The sequence below is a fragment of the methanotrophic endosymbiont of Bathymodiolus puteoserpentis (Logatchev) genome, assembly GCF_900128525.1.
Lineage (GTDB): Bacteria > Pseudomonadota > Gammaproteobacteria > Methylococcales > Methylomonadaceae > Methyloprofundus.
Genome location: NZ_FQTQ01000060.1, coordinates 1 through 19,627, shown reverse-complemented (window position 1 = coordinate 19,627; position 19,627 = coordinate 1). Strand labels below are relative to the sequence as shown.

Sequence of the window (19,627 nt, the reverse complement as noted above, 5' to 3'; positions counted from 1 at the left end):
ATTCATCGTTTGTTTCCTTATCTTTTGAACTTTCGGCGGTTCACAGATAGGGAGACTCACGATGATTCCCGTAATTGTCAAACTTTATGAGTCCCCCAGCAAAGCTGGGGGGTTACTTATTAGAAATTATTAATATCTTTATTGGATAGAGATGATGCTATATTTTTCATCATCGCATTATCACGCTGCCCATCACGAAAAGCACGAAGCTGATTGGCTAAATAAGCTGGCTTTTGTCCTGCGAGTGTTGGGAAGTTTGAGTTTGTACTGTTTCCTTCAGCGCCATGACAGTTAAAGCAGACGCTTGCACTTTCTTTACCCGCATTAATATCTGGCGCGGCAAGTACCGTACTGGAAAACAGTAAGCCTAAAAATATACGACTTATTAGTTTTGTAGATAAGTTCATAATAACTCCTCTTGATCTTGAAAAGACATTATGGATCTTACGCGCTCGGTACCTATTGTTCAAATATATTAAACCACCTTAAATAAATCGCTAAACTGCTCTACCGTCAATGGACGGCTTAATAAATATCCTTGAATTAAATCACAGCCTTCTTGTGCTAAAAACGCTTGCTGCTCAACAGTTTCTACCCCTTCAGCAATGACTATTAAGCCTAAACTATGTCCCATCGCGATAATGGTTTTAGCAATAATTCGATCATTCTCATCTTCGGATAAATCCTTAATAAAAGATCGGTCGATTTTCAATTTAGAAATAGGGAGGTGCTTGAGTTGCGCTAAAGAAGAATGCCCTGTACCAAAATCATCCATGGCAATACGAATACCTAAAGCATCTAATTTATGCAACTCAGCAAGGCTTTCATGATGCATAATTAAACTTTCTGTGACTTCAAGTTCCAAATGATGAATAGGAAATTCTAGCGCGCATAAAATCTCCCTAAATTTTTCAATATTATCCGCATCCAATTGTTTTACAGACAAATTAACGGCTAAAGAAAATTCAGGAATACCACTATCCCACCACGCTTTACACTGCCGACAAGCCTCTGCGAACACCCATAAGCCTAACTCCTGAATAAAACCACTTTCTTCAGCAATGGGAATAAAGTCATTTGGTGGAATAAGTCCTTTTTCTGGATGTTGCCAGCGCACTAAAGCTTCTGCGCCTACTAGTTTATTGGTTTTTTGGCAATATTGAGGCTGGTAATACAAGACAAAGTCACCTCGCGCCAATGCAGAACGCATGTCTGTTATTAAATCCATTTTATATTTAACAGAATTAGTTAAACCCTCATTATAGAATCGCGCACAAGCTCGCCCCGCTTTTTTTGCTGCATGCATTGCGGTATCGGCATTACGTAATAAATCACTTGCAGTCGTTCCATCTTCAGGAAATAAGCTCACGCCTATACTCGTAGATAAAGTAAATTCATGCTGCTCAATCGTTAATTTCTTCTTAAATAACGCTAAGATTGTCCCAATCAGCAACTGAACGGATAACGGCTCACCTGAATTACCCGCCAAGACAACAAACTCATCACTCGCTAAACGAGAGAAAGTATGCCTATGACCTAAAATTTCTCGTATATTTTTAACGACTTGTTGCAATACTTTATCGCCAATATCATAGCCTTGCCAGTCATTAACATCTTTAAACCCATCCAAATCTAAAACTAGTACGGCTAACTGTTGCTTCTGAATAGATGCACTCTCAATCGCTACACCAAGCTTTTCTTTAAACAAAGTACGATTAATCAACCCCGTTAAAGGGTCATAATGTACTAAGCGTAAAAGTGACTGCTCTTTTTCTTGCCTTAGAAGCAAAATACCTACAATATGCGCACAAGTTTCTAATAATTGCTTATAAAATGCCGAGGGAATTCTTTCTTCAAAACTTGATAAAGCAAAAGATCCTATCGCTTTGTTTTTCTCTATTTTGATCGGGCTAGACCAACAGGCACGAATAGAAAAATTATCCACAAAGTTTTGTAAGTCACTCCACCTAAGGTCATTCCTTGTATTCGCCACATACTGCGCTTCATTATGATAAACCGCCGTCCCGCAAGAGCCTGCTCTTTCGCCTGGCACCAAACCATTTAGTTGCGCTATAGCCTCCGCGGGAACCGAGGGCGCGGCTAATACAGTCAGTGATGTACCGACTTCATCGTAAGTCATAATAGAAGCAAGTGCATTAGGCACTATTTGCTCGGCTGCTTTACATAAAGCATCTAAAATTTCTCGATACTCCACATTTAACGCCACTTTCTCTAAGATTTCTCGCTGCAATGCGAGTAATTTTCTAGCTTGTTCGGTGCTAACATCATATTCTGAATGAAAAGGAATAACTTGCGCTTCCATATCAGGTGCCTCCATTTATTTACATTTAGATTTATATTCCTAAACCTTCCTATTAACCCAGACATTCTTCGTAATAAATTGAAAAGTAAGAATCAAAAATCATATCAGAATATACCAAGCGATGCCATATCATCTATTTATAGATATATTTCAATCACTTACACATTAAAAACCTAATTGAATCAAGTGTAAATATTCATACTTTCACACCTCACTACTCTCACTACTCTCACTGTCAATTTTTTCTTCACTCGCTTCTGCACAGCTATTGCCTTTTACCGTGTTACGTTGCTCTTTGGCACTATAAAGCGCTTTGTCAGCTTGAATAAATATCTGTTCATCGGCAGGAATATCAGCATAAGCCTGAAAGCCGATAGAAACTGTAACAAAATCACTAATATAACTTAATTCATGAGCAATATTTAAAGTTTCTACACCGACTCTAATGGCCTCTAAAAAATTGAATGACTGTTGTTCATCCATATCCAACATCAATATACCAAATTCTGCGCCCCCCATTCTGAACACATAATCACTAGGCCGCTTTAATGTCTGCTGCAAAAAAATAGCCACTTCAGCTAACACTGAATCTCCAGCTTCATAACCATATTTTTCATTATATTTTTTGAAATAATCCATATCTAAAATAGCTAAAGTTAAATACTGCTTATTTCTACGTGCTAAGCTGGCCTGTTGCTTAATAGCAATCTCAAAATACTGCCGGTTATATAAAGACGTTAATTTATCCGTTATAGTTAATGCCTCAACTTCTTTTCTATCACTAATATCTCGGACAATACTGCGGTACGCAATAGGATTATAATCAACATCTAGTATAGGTTCGATAACAGCACTCACCCATTTATTTTCACCCACCGCACTCTGCAATACATATTCACCTTCCCATGCATGCCCTGTTTGTATAGAGCGCCAAATTCTAGTCGCTAAGGCTTGATTATCTTCAGCTAAGAAAAAATTATTCTTCTGCCTTATAAGTTCTTCTTGCAAATACCCTGTATAACGGCAAAATGCACTACTAATCTCTGTTGTTTTACCCTCTAAATTAAGGGTTTTAATCATCATGTTCTGATCGATAAGGTGCTTAGAACTGGTTAATTCCAAATTAACTTTAGTAAACATCCTAAGCACATAAAAATAAATAACAATAGTAGTCAACATCGAAAAAATTAACAATATTGACAGTAAAAACAAGGTCGTTTTTTTATTTATCTCTGCTTTATCATGAAATGCAGCAGCCTGTGTGTTGGCGAAGTGTATCAATGCTTGAGTGGTGTCATTAATATGCTGAACTTGGCCGGCCCCTTTACTTTTATTAATGGCTACCGCTTCAGCATGATTGCCGGAAAGCATTAAAGCAATCACTTCTTCACGTATTGGTCGCCACTTTAGGACGGCCTGAGATGCAGCCTGTATTAGCGCTTTGTCCCCAAGAAACTGCACCGAAATGCCATCTAATTCACTTAATACCTGATTTTCCGTAGCATTAACAGCGTCTATCGCATCATGTAATTCACTTTCATTAGCCGATAAGAGCGCATTTTTCATATCTCGTTGCATGGTAAGTAACTTAATATTAATATCTCTAACTATATTACTAGCGACCAAATGATGTTTATACATATCCTCTGCTAGGTTTGCTAGCTTGAGCACATTAAAAATAGCAACCCCACTGCCTAAAACCAAAAGAAAAATCATAACGGAAAAACTGAAAGTAATTTTGTACTGTGTCGTCATAGAGTTTTTTATCTCAAAGCTAACCTGATATATACTTCGCACGGCTACGGATGCGGAATTTATAATGCGCTGATTTTTGTCGAGAGCAAGGCGCTGAAGCAGGCGCATAGCTGGCTATGTAACTGTTTCAGCAACACAGCTATCGGCAAAAACTCAGCCGTTAGAAATCCGCAACCGTGGCTGCGCGAAGTATAACAGGGCTATTGAATTTTCATTCCTTAAGTCTTAAAAAAGCAACGCATAACATCAATCATATAACGATGATCAAGCACTCCCGCACTTTCCCTAATACTGTGCATCGCCCACATTGCGCAGCCCACATCAACCGTACGAACACCTAATTTAGCTGAAGTCATAGGGCCAATAGTGCTACCGCAAGGAATATCTGTTCTATGTGCATATTTTTGAAAAGGTACATTCGCTTGCTGACACCAATTTATAAACATCGCTTCAGAGACACTTTCTGAACTATAACGCTGATTAGCATTGAGCTTTATCACCGGCCCTTTATTCACATAAACACGATGTTCCGTTTCATAAGCTGCCGGAAAATTAGGCTGATAAGCGTGTGCCATATCAACACTGAGCATAAAACTACTGGCCAAAGCACGCTTATAATCTTCTGTATTTAAGCCACCAACTAAGGCAATCCGCTCTAAAACATCAGGCAAGAAGCTTCCATCCGCGCCTTTAGTGCTTTCACTACCCACTTCTTCATGATCAAAAAAAGCACAGATTATAGTGCGCCCTGATTGTAAGGCGGCTTCATCTAGTAAAGCAGATAAGCCCGCATGACAAGACGCTAAATTATCCAGTTGACTGTCGGCATAAAATTCTTGGTCTCCCCCCCAAAACACGCCTTTTTGCGTATCGTAAACATTAAATTCCCAAGATAAAATTTGCTCAGTAGCAAGGTCGCATTGCTTAGCGACTAATTCAGAAAACAAGGTATCAGGTAGCTGCTCTTTGCTACTCATAGCAAATAATAAAGGTAACTCCGTTTGTTTATCCAGTTTTAAGCCCTCTTCATTAACAGCTCTATTCATATGAATAGCCAAGTTAGGCAGGCGCAACAAAGGCTGTTTAAAACGGACCAATCGGGTAGCAATAACACCTGATTCCGCACGATAACTGACCCGCCCAGCAAAGCTTAAATCTCTGTCAGTAAAGGTCGCTAAAATTGGCCCGCCATAAACCTCAACCCCCATGCGCAATAATTCACCTGTTTTATGCACGGCATAAGGCTTAATCCTTAACCCAGGTGAATCAGTATGCGCACCGATAATTTTATAGCCATGCTTAGGTAGTGCTTTACTACCAATAACAAAAGCAATAATCGAAGAGTCGTCACGAATCACATAATATCGACCACCGGATTTTAATTCCCATTGCTCAGTTTCATTGATCCGACTAAATGATGCAGCTAATAACTGCTGTTCCATAGTTGCCACAGCATGCCAAGGACTAGGACTAGCATCAATAAAATCTAATAATTGCTGAACTTGTTGCTGATCACTCATCTTTCTTTTAAATCCAAAGAGGCTGAATTAATACAATAACGCCGACCTGTTGGCTCTGGTCCATCTTCAAAAACATGCCCTAAATGTGCATCGCAGGCACTGCACACAACTTCAACACGACGCATCCCATGCGAACTGTCAATAACTTCTTTAACAGTATTTTCAGACAATATATCCGAAAAACTAGGCCAGCCCGTACCTGAATTATATTTACTGGCTGAATCAAATAAACCTTGCCCACAACAACGACACTGATATACTCCATCCGTTTTGCAATCAACATACTTTCCCGTAAAAGGCGCCTCTGTAGCACTACAACGGCACACCTCAAATTGCTCTGGGGTTAATTTTTCGCGCCATTGCTCCTCGCTTAGCTTTATATTTGTCATATTTATTTAGCCTGTTGAGTTCAATTTTAAATAGAAATAGCTTAGCATTTTATAGGTCAACTGAGAATACTGAAAAAAACTCACACCACCGGCCACTCTTTGACCGCTCTCAGCTTTCCCATCAATATCCAACAACTCATACCTGAGCTGATAAATGTCTAAATTTTAAACCGGATAATAACAAGACAACTACATATATAGCGCCACCCAAACTAACCCACATAGCCAAATTAAGTGCACGCTCCGCCAATTCCCAGTGTAACCACAAGCTAGCATCAACAAAATGATATAACAAGGCTGTCATAGCGCTGGTCGCCAAAATAATACGTAGTATATAGATACGCCAACCACTAGATGGTAAATAAACTCTCGACTTTAACAAAGTAAATAATAATAAACTCGCATTAAAAAAAGCCCCCAATGAAGTCGCCAAAGCCAAGCCCGCATGAGCTAACGGAAACACCAAAATAAGATTTAAAACCATATTAGCTATCATCGCATAAACACCAAAACGCACAGGCGTTCTCATATCTTTACGCGAAGTAAACCCTGGCACCAAAACTTTGACTAAAATAAAGCCGAGCAAGCCCAATGAATAAGCCATTAAACTGCGCCCAGCCATTGTTACGTCATGCACACCAAATTCATTATATTGAAATAAAGTTGCAACCATAGGCTCAGCTAGCATCATTAGGCCTAAAGAAGCCGGTGCACCAATTAAAAGTACTAATTTTAAGCCCCAATCTAATGATCTAGAAAAAGATTGCATATCATCAGCCGCATGATTTTTAGATAAGCTAGGCAAAATAACTGTCGCCAAAGCAATACCAAAAAGTCCCAAAGGAAACTCCACTAAGCGATCTGAGTAGTACAACCAAGAAACACTACCCGTTGCTAAAAATGAAGCTATCAAGGTATCTAATAATAAATTGATTTGCGTAATCGACACACCAAACAAAGCCGGCACCATCAATTTTAAAATATGCTTTACGCCAGAGTCTTTAAAACCAAAACGTAAGCGCGGCACCAAGCCTAAACGGCGCAAAGCAGGAAATTGAAAGGCCAATTGCACTGCTCCCGCAAAAAAAACGCCCCAAGCCAAAGCAACCACGGGTTTATCCATTAGCGGCACGAGCCAAATTGTCGCAGCAATTAAGCATAAATTAAGAAACACGGGGGTAAACGCAGGCACAGCAAATTTACCAAAGGAATTTAAAATTCCTCCTGCAAAAGCTACCGAAGAAATAAAAAACAAATACGGAAAAGTAATGCGTAACATCTGCACCGCTAAATCATACTGCTCACCTTCCCAAGCAAACCCTGGTGCAAACAACATAATTAGATAAGGTGCTGCTAGCATACCAGCAATAGTTACCAGCATTAAAATGATAGCCAGCGTACCCGCAGTACGATCGATAAAATGACGTAAAGCCCGTTTACTTCCCTGCTCTTTATAATCCGATAAGACAGGCACAAAAGCTTGAGAAAAGGCCCCTTCGGCAAATAAACGTCGTAAGAAATTAGGGATTTTGAAGGCCACAAAAAAGGCATCTGTCCCCGAATCAGCTCCGAAAAAGCGAGCAAACATCATGTCACGAATAAAACCTAAAATACGTGAAATCATCGTCATACTACTAACGATGGCGGTTGATTTAAAAAGTTTACGACTCAAGACTTAATTCCCTGCAATTAAAGATTTGACAATCATATCATTTAACAGGAAAATGAAGAGCTTAAAAATATTTAACGTAATAACCGAGGCATTATGGCTAATTCAGCTCAAGCAAAAAAACGTGCGCGTCAAGCAGAAGTAAGTCGCATCCGTAACACTGGACAGCGCAGCAATCTACGTACATTCATCAAAAGAGTACTTTCTGCAGTAGAATCAGGTGATGTAGAAAAAGCAACAGCAGCTTATACTACCGTTGTTCCAATTATCGATTCAGCAGTCAACAAAGGCCTTATTCACAAGAATAAAGCGGCAAGAAATAAAAGCAGATTAAATAAAAAAATCCGCGCGATGGCTTAGAAGCAAGAATTCAATAATACCCCAGTCACCTTTCGGGTATTATTAATTTCTTACAAGCCCTTAGCGGATTAATTAAAATACCAGATAGCCTCCTTCCCTGGCTGATCTGGTATTTTTTTGCCTAAAATTCAACCTATACTTCGCGCGATCACGACTGCGCGAAGTATATCACCAGCACGCTACAAATTTCCCACAACACCGTATATACTTGCATAACCCTTCATTCACAAGAGTTCATTATGATGCCTACATCAAATAAATTACACTGGGGAATACTTGGTGCAGCCCGCATTAATCAGCAACTAATGCCCGCGATAGCCAACGCAAAAAATAGCAAACTAAGCGCTATTTCTAGTCGCAGAGCAGGTGCAGCGGAAGCCCTTCTAAAAGAGTACGCCCCTCAAGTCGAACAAGTACACATTTACAATGACCCCACAGCATTACTCAAAGACCCCAACATAGATATAGTCTATATACCGCTTGCAAGCCAAGACCATGCACAATGGACTTTACGTGCTATCGAACAGGGCAAGCACGTACTCTGCGAAAAACCTATGGCACTTAGCGTTGCTGATATTGAAGCGATAGAGGTCGCTGCTAAAAAACATAATGTTTACGTTATGGAAGGCTTTATGTATCGCTTTCACCCTCAACACCAACGCATTCAAGAAATCATCAATGCCGACACAATTGGCACAGTGCGCTTAGTACGCACTTGCTTTGCCTACCCCATGCAACCAGCCCGCCTATACCGTATAGATCGAGATATTTCTCAAGGTGGTGGTGCTATGTGGGACATCGGCTGCTATGCGATACACGCTGCACGACTTTATTTTGACAATACTCAAGCGCAAGCCGTTACTTTACTGGCTAAATATAACGCCAATGGCGCAGATGTTAGCAGTAGTGGAATGATTGATTTTGGTGATGGCAAATACGCACAATTCAGCTTTAGCTTCGAACATGCACGCCGTGCTGAATACGAAATTATAGGTACTAAAGGCGGATTAAAATGCCATAACGTATGGGCTAAACAAACTGAAGAACCTATTATTTCTTGGTGGACTGATTCTGGCGAACAGCATACTGAAAACCTAGACTGCGCTAATCATTTTCAGCTTGAAGTGGAACATTTTTCGAACTGCATACTTAAAAACATCGCCCCCAAGCTATCATTGCAAGACGCAAAGGATAACTGCACAATTATCACTGCCGCGCTACAATCAGCAGAACAAGGAAAAACCATACAACTCAAATAACACAGTAAAATAACCTTAGTACAGCACCCCTGCAATGGCTCCTAGCCCACACTCCACAAAATGACAAAATAACTTTTTCATGCTAACATTGACAAGTTTCTTTGTATGAAAATATTATGAATAACGTAATTTAAAAAGCTACTTTACAAAAACAGCGCCTTTAAATAAAGGCCTGAAACAAAAAAGTAGACTATAAATTTCTCACAGTTATTACCCTAAATTACTTTTACTGATTTAATTGTTACAAATAATTAAACAGTTAAAACTAACTATCATTGTTGCTTAAACGGGCTGGATGGATGAACAAAAACTTCCCATTAAATAAATCAAATCAAATGCTTTATAACGCTGAATCTTCACAAGACAGCTGTGGCGTAGGCTTTATCACCCACAAGAAAAGTAAACAGACGCATGATTTATTAAGTAAATCACACGAAGCACTTTGCACTATTCCCCATCGTGGCGGCATGAGTGCCGAAGGTATAGGTGATGGTGCAGGGGTCAATATAGACTTATCCCTTAAATTTTTTCGCAAAATCACAGGACAAGCCGACCTTGAATTAGGTCAATTTGGTGTTGCAAACTTTTTCTTTCCCGAAGACCATAGCCATTATGACTCTGCCGCACTTAATTTAGTGGAAGAACATTTTAAAGAGTATGGCTTACCTATTATCAAGTGGCGTGACATTCCCGTTGATAACAGCGTATTAAATACCGCCTCGATTAAAGCCCAGTTACCTATTAAACAGGTTATTTTTGGCCGCCCAGTAACATCCTTAAAAGATGCCAGCCATGCTGAATTTGAGCATTACATCCAAAATGTACTATTAACCATTGAAGAAGAAGGATTTACTCGTCATGAACTAAACGGCTTTTACCCTTTATCAATGAGTTCGCGCACGCAAGTTTATAAAGGCCGTTTAAACTCCTTTGAAGTTATCCCCTACTTCACCGATTTATACGACAAAGATCACGAAATCAACACGCTGTTTTTCCATACCCGCTTTTCCACTAATACTGCTCCTGCAACCATGATGGCCCAGCCATTCCGTTACATGGCACATAATGGTGAGTTAAACACCGACAAGAAAAATCGTTTAAGTGAACAAGCGATTGCTAGGCAACACGGTAAACACCTCGTCTTCCCTGTTGGACAGTCAGACTCTAGTCGTTTAGATCAAACTTTATCGCGTCGTATCCATGAAGACAAGTTGGATATTATTACCGCGATTTTAGCGATGATGCCGCCTGCCTGGGAAAATGACACTACGCTTTCGGCGGATGTCAGAGCCATGCTGGAGTACTTCAGCCTCTACGAAGAAAAGAATGACGGCCCTGCTGCATTAATTTTTAACGATGGTATTCGTGTCGGTGCCCGTCTTGATCGTTTAGGCCTACGTCCCTTACGCTCAGTTGAAACAACCGAATATCTAGCGGTCATGTCCGAGGCGGGTCAAATCGACTTCCCTTCTAAAGATGTACTCAAACGCGGCCGCATTGAAGCAGGCGGAATGATCTATTTTGATCATGAAACCGGAAGATCTTACAACAGCCACGAAGTCATGGAGCGCTTAGCGCAAGAAACAGATTACCATGCTTTATTAAAAGCGCGTGCGATTCATCTAAATGATATAAAACCTGTTGATTTTTCTACACTAGATAATCAACATCCGTTCAATATTGATCAGCAACACACGGCTTACTCACTTAACCAAGAAAGCTTCAAATTTTTACTTGACCCTATGCTAAGCACGGGACTAGAAAAAATTTCTGCAATGGGTTACGGCATTACACCTAACGCTTTATCTGGTTCAGAAGGTGGTATGTCACGCTATTTTAGCCAACGCTTTGCTCAAGTAACTAACCCACCGTTAGATTCATTACGGGAAAGTGATGGCATGACCTTACGCGTTGCTTTAGGTGCTAAACCAACTTTTTCTGCCTCAACAAGCAAGCAATTAGTTATTAATTCTCCGGTTTTACAGCGTACACAGCTAGAACAAATACGCCAGCAAAACACGGTTAGCGTAGCCACACTAGATGCACTGTATACGCCAGATATAGAAAATGCCGCACAAAATGAAAAAAACTTGATTCAGGCCTTAACTGAGGTTTGCAACCAAGTGGGTAAAGCTGCAAAAGCCAATACTGGCATTATTATTCTGAGCGATATCAATATTAGCCAAGAGAAAGCTGCTATTCCAGCGCTACTATTAATTTCTGCAGCCAATCAGCACTTAGTCAAAGAAGGCTTACGTTTTAACTCCTCACTCATCTCTGAAACAGGGCAAGCAGTGAGTCCACACGATATTGCTACGGCTTTAGGTTTTGGCGCCTCAGCAATTTGTCCATTAAGCGTACATAACCGTGTTATCTCGCAATACTCGACAGGTGATCAACAAAAGGCATTGGACAGCTACCAAAAAGCGGTAGAAAAATCACTGATGAAAACCATGGGGAAATTTGGTTTATGTACAGCTGAAAGTTATATAGGTGGTGAGTTTTTTGAGTCCAACTATATTGATACCGATGAACCGCGATTAAAAGCTTATTTTCCCAATATTAATTCTTCTGTCGGTGGTGTACGCTTTGCAGATATTGCCGCGAGTGCAACTGAGTGGCATCACAAAGCTTTAACGGTTAACAGCGAAAGCGACATTCCGTTCCTCGGCTTATTTAAAGAACGTAATGAAGGTGCCGGACATACCTTTGGCAATACCTCGGTGCGTGAATATATTCACATGACTGATGAAGATATTCTATATATCAATCAGGAAAAATCACCTCAAGTTAGCGACAAATCCTATACTGATTTTGGGTATGAAAAACGTACTCCAGAACAAATTGATGGTTTTGGCATCACACCAGCCTATCGCCATTTCACACGTATATTGATGGAAGAACGCGATAGTCGTCCGGCCGCTTTGCGTGATGTTATGAGCTACCCTGCGGATATTTCTCGCATTAAAGAAACAGCTGAATTTGATGCCATTTTAGGCAAGCAAAATCTCTATGGCAATATCAATTTTAGTATTCGCGGCCTCAGTGCGCAGCAAAAAGATAATGGCGTTATCATTAAGCTCACTAACGACAGCTCTCAACAGCGTTTAGATAATTTAGGCGCACATTTTAAGACGCGCTTTACAGATAGCATAAAGCTAAAAGTATTAAATGACACGATTGAAGTTAGTTTTAACGATTCTGATAGTATTATCGCTCACTACTTTAAAAATATTCTTAGTGCTCGTAATGTCATTTCTCTTAAGCAAGTACAGCCAGCACATGAAATCACTGCAACTTTAGCCACGGGTGCAATGAGTCATGGCGCATTATTAGCCGAAGCACATGAAGCAGTTGCACAAGGTACGAATATCGCTGGCGCAATGAGTAATTCTGGTGAAGGTGGCGAACATTCCAGCCGATTCAACACCCTGAAATCAAGCAAAATCAAACAATTTGCTTCAGGACGCTTTGGTGTTTGGGTGGGGTATTTAGCCGACTTAAATATCGAAGAAATCGAAATTAAAATTGCTCAGGGCGCGAAACCAGGTGAAGGTGGCCAGTTACCAGCGGCTAAAGTTTCCGTAGAAATTGCAGCAGCACGAGGTGGCACCCCCAAAGTTGAGTTAATCAGCCCTCCTCCACATCATGATACTTATTCAATTGAAGATTTAGGCCAGTTAATTCACGATGCTAAAGCAGCTCGGGTAAGAGTTGTCGTTAAGCTGGTATCTTCTGAAGGTATCGGTACAATTGCAGTCGGCGTAGCAAAAGCAGGGGCTGACGTTATTAATGTTGCAGGAAATACTGGCGGAACGGGAGCAGCGGCAGTCACGAGTTTGAAAAATACCGGTCGCTCACCAGAAATTGGCATTGCCGAAGTACATCAGGCACTGGCAGAAAATGGCTTGCGAGATAAAATTATTTTACGCTGTAGCGGAGCCCATCAAAACGGTTCTGATGTGGTTAAATCAGCCATCTTAGGCGGTGACTCTTTTGAGTTCGGAACCACTGCATTAATGATGTTACGTTGCGTGATGGCAAAAAATTGTAATGTTCGCTGTCCAGCAGGCTTAACGACCATTCATGAGGAGTTTAAAGGCGACCCTCGCGTTTTAGCACAATATTTTATGAACTTAGCGCATGAAGTACGTGAGATTTTAGCCACACTAGGCTACCAAAGCCTTGCAGAGATCCGCGGACAAACACAACTTTTGCATTTAATTAATCACGAATGCATGATTGGTCAACTCGACTTCACTAAATTATTACGTCACGTTGACGTAATTAAAGTGGCCAACCCTATTTACTTAGAAGCCAATTTCTCTGTAGATGACAAAATCATCGAACAGTTTAAAGCGGGCTTTATTGATGGCAAACAGCAACAAGTGATTATTGAAGGGGCAGAATTTAAACTCAATAACTGCAATAAAACAGTCGGCGGTCAAGCGGCAATCGATATTGAGCGTTTATTAGCTTACCAGCTCAGTGATCAAGAAATTGCGCAACATCCACATATTTATACTAACCAGCATAAGCGCCGTTATTTAGCCGCCGATACACTTATTGTACGTACTTATGGTTCAGCTGGACAAAGCTACGGTGCATTTAACAACGACGGCATGCGCATGGAGCATACCGGTACTTGTAACGATGGCGTCGGTAAAACGGCTTCTGGCGGTACGATTGTTGTATTGTCTCCCGGTGGCGGCCATAAAGTGCCTGGCGAAAACGTCTTAGTGGGTAACTTCACATTATTTGGTGCTACTGGCGGTAAAACCTTTATTAATGGTGAAGCGGGCGATCGGTTTGCGGTACGTAATTCCGGTGCTATGGCCGTTGTCGAAGGCGTGGGGGATTTTGCCTGCGAATATATGACTAACGGCGCAGTACTTAATATCGGTACTTTTGGTAAAGGCTTCTGTAATGGTATGTCAGGTGGTAACGCTTACCAGTATGATCCAGAGAATAAACTAGAACATCTTTACGATGCGTCTTCAGTGGAAATCAGAGCTTTAGCAGAAGATAGCGATACTGCGCGTGCACATGAGCAATTTGTCATCTACATGCTAGAGCAACATGCTGAATATGCACAATCAAGTGTCGCACAACGCTTACTAGATAACTGGGCGACAGAACGTAAACACTTTAAATTCGCCATACCACTTTGGCTATATAAAACACAAACGGCAGAATACCTAGCTAAATCAGTCGACCGTAAGGCAATGATTGAAGAGCTAGCCGTAGATCAAGCACAGCAACAAATTAAACAGGTACAACGAGCTTACTTACAAAACTCTGTTTTATTTGATGGCTTAACCCCTTCCTATGGAGAAACTGATAGCTTATTGTCTTTTAAATTGATTAATAGCTTTGCCGTACTCAATAAAGCAACTCAGATTGCTGCTGCACAAGTGCAAAACGAAGCCGAAACAGAAGCCGCTGCACAACGCTTAATTACAACTAAAGCAAGAAAGCTACAAGATGCTTTAGTAAAAGAAGCCCGCGAAGCTTATGCTAATTATGACGATGCTCAAATGGCAATTTTATTAGCTAATAAACGTTTAAATGACTACAAGCAAGCCTTGATTTTACGTGATGTACAAAGCACTTATTCACTTGGTTCAAGCAACTGGATTATTGAACAAACAGCAGCTAATACTCAGGCTCTTATTGATATTCCTAGTATAGATGAATATTTAGCCGCGCTGAACAGCCAAACGGTTATTCAAGACATGATAAAAACGCAAGAAGCTGCATAATAATATGCTTAGACTCGCTATTTAAACAGAACACTGCCCTTTGTAGGGGTGGCTTTAGCACGCCAATGACAAAACACTTAAAGGCAGGCTGAAGCCACGCCCTACAATTGTTAATATATCCCGTGTTAAGTTGATAGCCTTTAATTCTAATACGACTAAATAGAGACCTTTTTAAGAGTAGCCCCATGACAACAGCGAACAATACTCAAAGTATACCTTTCAATGAGGCACAACAAGCCTGGCTAAGTGGTTTTTTTGCCGGCATGCACTCGCATATTTTACAAAGTGCCGGCTCTGGAGATGCAGCAAATGCACGCACCATCACAATTTTATACGGCTCACAAACAGGTAACTCCGAATCCGTTGCCAATGATGCTGCTCAAGTAGCTAAAGCTCATGGCTTAAATACTAAAGTTTTGGGCATGGATGAAATTGAGCGTGATGCTTTTATTAACCTAGAATATTTACTCATTATTACCAGCACCTATGGTGAAGGTGATATGCCCGATAATGCACAAATGCTTTGGGAAGCGATTAGCTCAGACGACAGCATTAGCTTAGCCAATATGAAATACTCAGTACTGGCTTTAGGCGATACCAGTTATGACTTATTCTGCCAAGCGGGTATCGATTGGGATCAATGTTTAACTAAACTAGGTGCAACTTGCCTGGTTGAGCGCGTTGATTGCGATGTCGATTTTGACGAAGCTGCTGAAAGCTGGATTAGCAATGTTATTCCACTGATGACAAATGGCACGACTACCCAAGGCAAAATATTTATACAAGAAGGGTCCAGCGATACTTTTAGTGCAACAGGTACAGTTAAATTCGGCCGTAAAAACCCTTTCCCAGGTAAATTAGTGGCTAACCGCCTATTGACCAGCCCTAACTCATCTAAAGAAATTCGTCATTATGAAATTTCTATTGCTGGCTCAGGGTTAAGCTATGAAGCGGGCGACGCACTTAATGTCGTACCGACTAACTGCCCTGAACTCGTTGCTGATATTATTAAAGCAATGGGCTGCACGGGCGATGAAGAAGAGCCAGTACATGGCGAATTAATGCCACTAAGTGAAGCATTGCGTGAACATTATGAAATCAAATTACCCAGCAAAGAACTGTTAGATGAAATTGCTAAACGTTCGGGCGACCAAGAACTTAATAGCGTACTAGCCTCAAATGACAAAGATAAGCTAGCTAAATACTTATGGGGGCGTGATACTTTAGATTTATTACTGCCTTTCCCTGATATGCAATTTTCAGCAGCTGAATTCCTCGCTTTACTAAAACCCCTACAACATAGAGCTTACTCTATTTCGTCTAGCGGAAAAGCCTACCCTGAAACAGTACATTTAACTATCAGTAGCGTGCGTTACCACAGCTTTGGCCGTGAGCATAAAGGAGTCTGCTCAACTTACCTTGCTGACTTGGCTGATGAAAATACGCCCATCCGTTGCTTCTTTAGCCCGAATAAAGTCTTTCGCGTTCCAGAAGACAACGACTCACCCATGATTATGGTGGGGCCTGGTACAGGTATCGCACCCTTCCGAGCTTTCCTGCAAGAACGTGAATTTAGGCAAGCAAAAGGGATTAACTGGCTATTTTTTGGTGACCGCAATGCCGCAACCGATTATATCTATCAAGATGAAATTGAGGCTATGCAAAACAGCAAGCTACTCACCAAGTTAGATTTAGCCTTTTCCAGAGACCAAGAAGAAAAAATCTACGTACAAGACCGTATGCGTGAAAAAGGCGCAGAACTCTTTGCCCTACTAGAACAAGGCGGATATTTCTTTGTTTGTGGAGATGCTTATCGCATGGCTAAAGATGTTGATAAAGCCTTGCATGATATTATTGCAACCCATGGCAATAAGTCAGCTGAACAAGCAATAGAATACGTAAATCAAATGAAAAAAGATAAGCGTTATGTAAGAGATGTTTATTAAATAAAACAAGGCACAGGGCGCAGTACTTTAGGCTATTTAAAAATGCAGACTAAAGAAGATATATGCGCCCTAATTTATTTACAGTCTAACCCTGATCAAGCGCCTACCGTACCCCCCGATTATGTCAGTCCTGAATTCGTATGATAATTGCAAATGAAAAAGATCTAATAACCTTAAAATGACTCTTGATCTTTATCCTCTTGTCGCTCAACATGCCTTGGTTGCAGTTTTTCTTGTAAAGCGGCAAACGCTAAAGGCACGGAATCTGCTAACGCAGTACGTCGATTCATAGCAACAAGCACTTTCACTAAACTAGGAAAGCCTTGTTTAGATGTTGCCGCTAAATACACCGGCTGGATATATAATAAAGAATGTTCTACCGGAATAATAATCATTCGACCACGGATAACTTTAGATCCTAGTTGATCCCACAAAGTTAATTGCGCTGAGATGTCTGGATTTTGATCCATTAAAGCACTAATTTGTGCCGGCCCTTCCACTTGCATATTCTGCGGAAATTTATAAAGATAAATATCATCTTGGTAATGATTATTACAGTGCTTCACTGTTAGGCAACCTGCAATAGCTATGGAATCTAAGTTCTCACGCCCAAAGGGTGATAAGGGACTGACTAAAATAAATTTTTGTTGCTCATCCGCATCTTCATCTATATCAATGGTTAAATAATAAGGCTCAATGGGCTTTTCATCCATACGTGCAAACTCTAGTGCCTCACTTTGTTGATAAAAAATATCAGGATCAGCTTGATGAAAACGAGCATATAAACGCATTTGCAAAGCAAACCAAGCTTTAGGGTAGCTAAAATGTTTAATGATTTCCGGTGCTGCATCCTCTAGATTTTTAAATAAACCCGGATAAAGTCGTTGATAAGTTTTAATTAATGGGTCTTGACCATCGACCACATAAAAGGCGACTGAGCCATTATAGGCATCAACCACGATCTTGACTGAATTCCGCGCATAATTGAACGGCTGCTTAGCTGATTTATTCAAAGTAACTGGCTCAACTAAAGGGTATAAGCCTGAAGTCGTATAAGCATCAACCACCCAATAAATTTTATGTTTTACTAGCACAGGGTAAGGTTCACTATCCAAGCTTAAAAAAGGCGCTATTATACGGATGCGCTTTAAAATATTACGTCTCACTAAGAGGCGCGTCTCGTTATTAATACTTACCGAGAAAAAAATTCGTTCATCGCTAAAATACGCTGAGGCTATTGCTTTTATAAACAAAGAAGTTAATGCCAAGCCGCCAGTCCCCTGATAATCCGTTTTCATATCACCCGCACTTTTATCTGAGCTGTTTAAAACTTCAGCATTAGGCACTAACGCATACGGATAATCTGCCATGCCATAATAAATTTCTGGCTGTTCAAGCTTTAATTTTTCAAACGCTACTGCTTGGCCAAAGTCACTCAACAGCCACTGCATTGGCTGATTAGCTTGTTGCTTAGACGGGGACATCACAAGCCCATACCCATGCGTATAAAACAAGTGCTTATTGCGCCAATTCTGTGCTTCAGGCGCAAGACTTTGATAATCAAGCTCACGTACTGCAATATTAACCTGCTGATTTTTACCTCCTAATTGGTAACGATCCACAGCCACTTGCTGAAAACCAAAAAACGGACGAATACTCTGTAATTGATCATAAATTGGTAGTAATAAATCATTGTCCCAAAGTGGAATATTATCTAATTCACGACTAATTTCTTGGCTACTTGAAGGCGATAAAGAAGACTCTAATGGATAATTTATTTCAGTTATATCAGCCAAATTAAAAGCATCTTGAGTCGCTTTAATATGCTGTTTAATATATTTAGATTCTGCATCGATAGGGTTAGATTGCACATAATAATTATGCATCAAACTTGGTATAAGCTCACTTTCTTTCACGCCTAAAACCAGCAAATAACTAACACCTAAAACAATTACCGTATATTTCTTATTACCCGTGTACAGACTATAAGCCCAAGCAATCGCAGTGATCAAAAACAACAGAAAGCTGAACCAAATCAGTGGTAGCTGATAATTCATTTCCACAAACCCTGGCCCATAAAAAACCGGTAAATGACGACTTTCATACAGTAATTCAATACGCTCTAAAGCGATAGACCATGCTTGAACCAGTACTAACAACATCATTAAAGCCGACAAGTGAACTTTTGCTGCAAAAGGAAAATTATCCAGCTCACCTAAGTGGGATTTATAAAAGATATAATATAAAGCACTGACTAATGCTAACAGCAAGCTAAAAACGACTAGTAATTCATCTTGAATCAATTCATAAACAGGGTAGGAAAATAAATAATAACTAATATTTTTGCCATAAACAGGGTCAGTTAATTCAGACTCAGCACCAAAATAATATAATAAAAAACTCTCCCAATGGTTAAAAATAGGTATGAGCAACGGGATGCTAATTAATAAAGCCAACAAAAACAGTAGTTTTTTATTACTTTTTAATTGACCTACCAGCCCTTTTCTTACGCTCTTAGGAATGTGCATGAAATAACTTAGGCAACTTATAAAGTTGTTGCGTCAGGAATGGCAGTATAATTCCATTGCCTCAGGTGCTCATCAAATACAATTCGCATTGACTCTTTAAAACCCTCTGCAACTTT

Annotated in this window: 11 protein-coding genes; 4 read left to right on the top strand and 7 right to left on the bottom strand. The window is 40.3% G+C overall.

Going from position 1 to position 19,627, the window contains the following annotated elements:
• Positions 1-119: 119 nt before the first annotated feature.
• The 6 genes from BQ7314_RS03865 to murJ form a co-directional block, all read right to left on the bottom strand.
• Positions 120-407: a c-type cytochrome gene (locus BQ7314_RS03865; RefSeq protein WP_174482397.1), complete on the bottom strand. Its 288-nt coding sequence runs from the start codon at positions 405-407 to the stop codon at positions 120-122.
• Between the two features lie 68 nt (positions 408-475).
• Positions 476-2,323 (bottom strand): bifunctional diguanylate cyclase/phosphodiesterase, encoded by a 1,848-nt coding sequence (locus BQ7314_RS03860; protein WP_174482396.1) that lies wholly within the window; start codon positions 2,321-2,323, stop codon positions 476-478.
• A 204-nt stretch (positions 2,324-2,527) separates the two neighbouring features.
• Complete coding sequence (locus BQ7314_RS03855; RefSeq protein ID WP_174482395.1) at positions 2,528-4,078, bottom strand: diguanylate cyclase; 1,551 nt, start codon at positions 4,076-4,078, stop codon at positions 2,528-2,530.
• Positions 4,079-4,296: 218 nt separating this feature from the next.
• Positions 4,297-5,598, bottom strand: a complete 1,302-nt coding sequence (locus BQ7314_RS03850; RefSeq protein ID WP_174482394.1) for a M18 family aminopeptidase — start codon at positions 5,596-5,598, stop codon at positions 4,297-4,299.
• On the bottom strand, positions 5,595-5,987 hold the full coding sequence (gene msrB / locus BQ7314_RS03845; protein ID WP_174482393.1) for a peptide-methionine (R)-S-oxide reductase MsrB: 393 nt from the start codon (positions 5,985-5,987) through the stop codon (positions 5,595-5,597). Before msrB ends, BQ7314_RS03850 begins: the two co-directional genes overlap by 4 nt.
• Positions 5,988-6,123: 136 nt before the next feature.
• Positions 6,124-7,659 carry a murein biosynthesis integral membrane protein MurJ gene (murJ, locus tag BQ7314_RS03840; protein ID WP_174482392.1) on the bottom strand — a complete coding sequence of 512 codons (1,536 nt, stop codon included), beginning with the start codon at positions 7,657-7,659 and terminating at the stop codon, positions 6,124-6,126.
• Between the two features lie 93 nt (positions 7,660-7,752).
• Here murJ and rpsT point away from each other — a divergent pair, with 93 nt between their 5' ends.
• The 4 genes from rpsT to BQ7314_RS03820 all read left to right on the top strand — a co-directional run bounded on the left by rpsT (position 7,753) and on the right by BQ7314_RS03820 (position 16,983).
• Positions 7,753-8,016, top strand: a complete 264-nt coding sequence (gene rpsT, locus BQ7314_RS03835) for a 30S ribosomal protein S20 (RefSeq protein ID WP_174482391.1) — start codon at positions 7,753-7,755, stop codon at positions 8,014-8,016.
• 239 nt (positions 8,017-8,255) lie between these two features.
• Complete coding sequence (locus BQ7314_RS03830; RefSeq protein ID WP_342590391.1) at positions 8,256-9,275, top strand: Gfo/Idh/MocA family protein; 1,020 nt, start codon at positions 8,256-8,258, stop codon at positions 9,273-9,275.
• 299 nt (positions 9,276-9,574) lie between these two features.
• On the top strand, positions 9,575-15,037 hold the full coding sequence (locus BQ7314_RS03825) for a glutamate synthase-related protein (RefSeq protein WP_174482390.1): 5,463 nt from the start codon (positions 9,575-9,577) through the stop codon (positions 15,035-15,037).
• 185 nt (positions 15,038-15,222) lie between these two features.
• Entirely contained in the window at positions 15,223-16,983 is a 1,761-nt protein-coding gene (locus BQ7314_RS03820; protein WP_174482389.1) for a diflavin oxidoreductase, read from the top strand.
• 173 nt (positions 16,984-17,156) lie between these two features.
• Here the strand turns inward: BQ7314_RS03820 and BQ7314_RS03815 are convergent, their stop codons facing one another.
• Positions 17,157-19,511: a UPF0182 family protein gene (locus BQ7314_RS03815; protein WP_174482388.1), complete on the bottom strand. Its 2,355-nt coding sequence runs from the start codon at positions 19,509-19,511 to the stop codon at positions 17,157-17,159.
• Positions 19,512-19,627 lie beyond the last annotated feature (116 nt).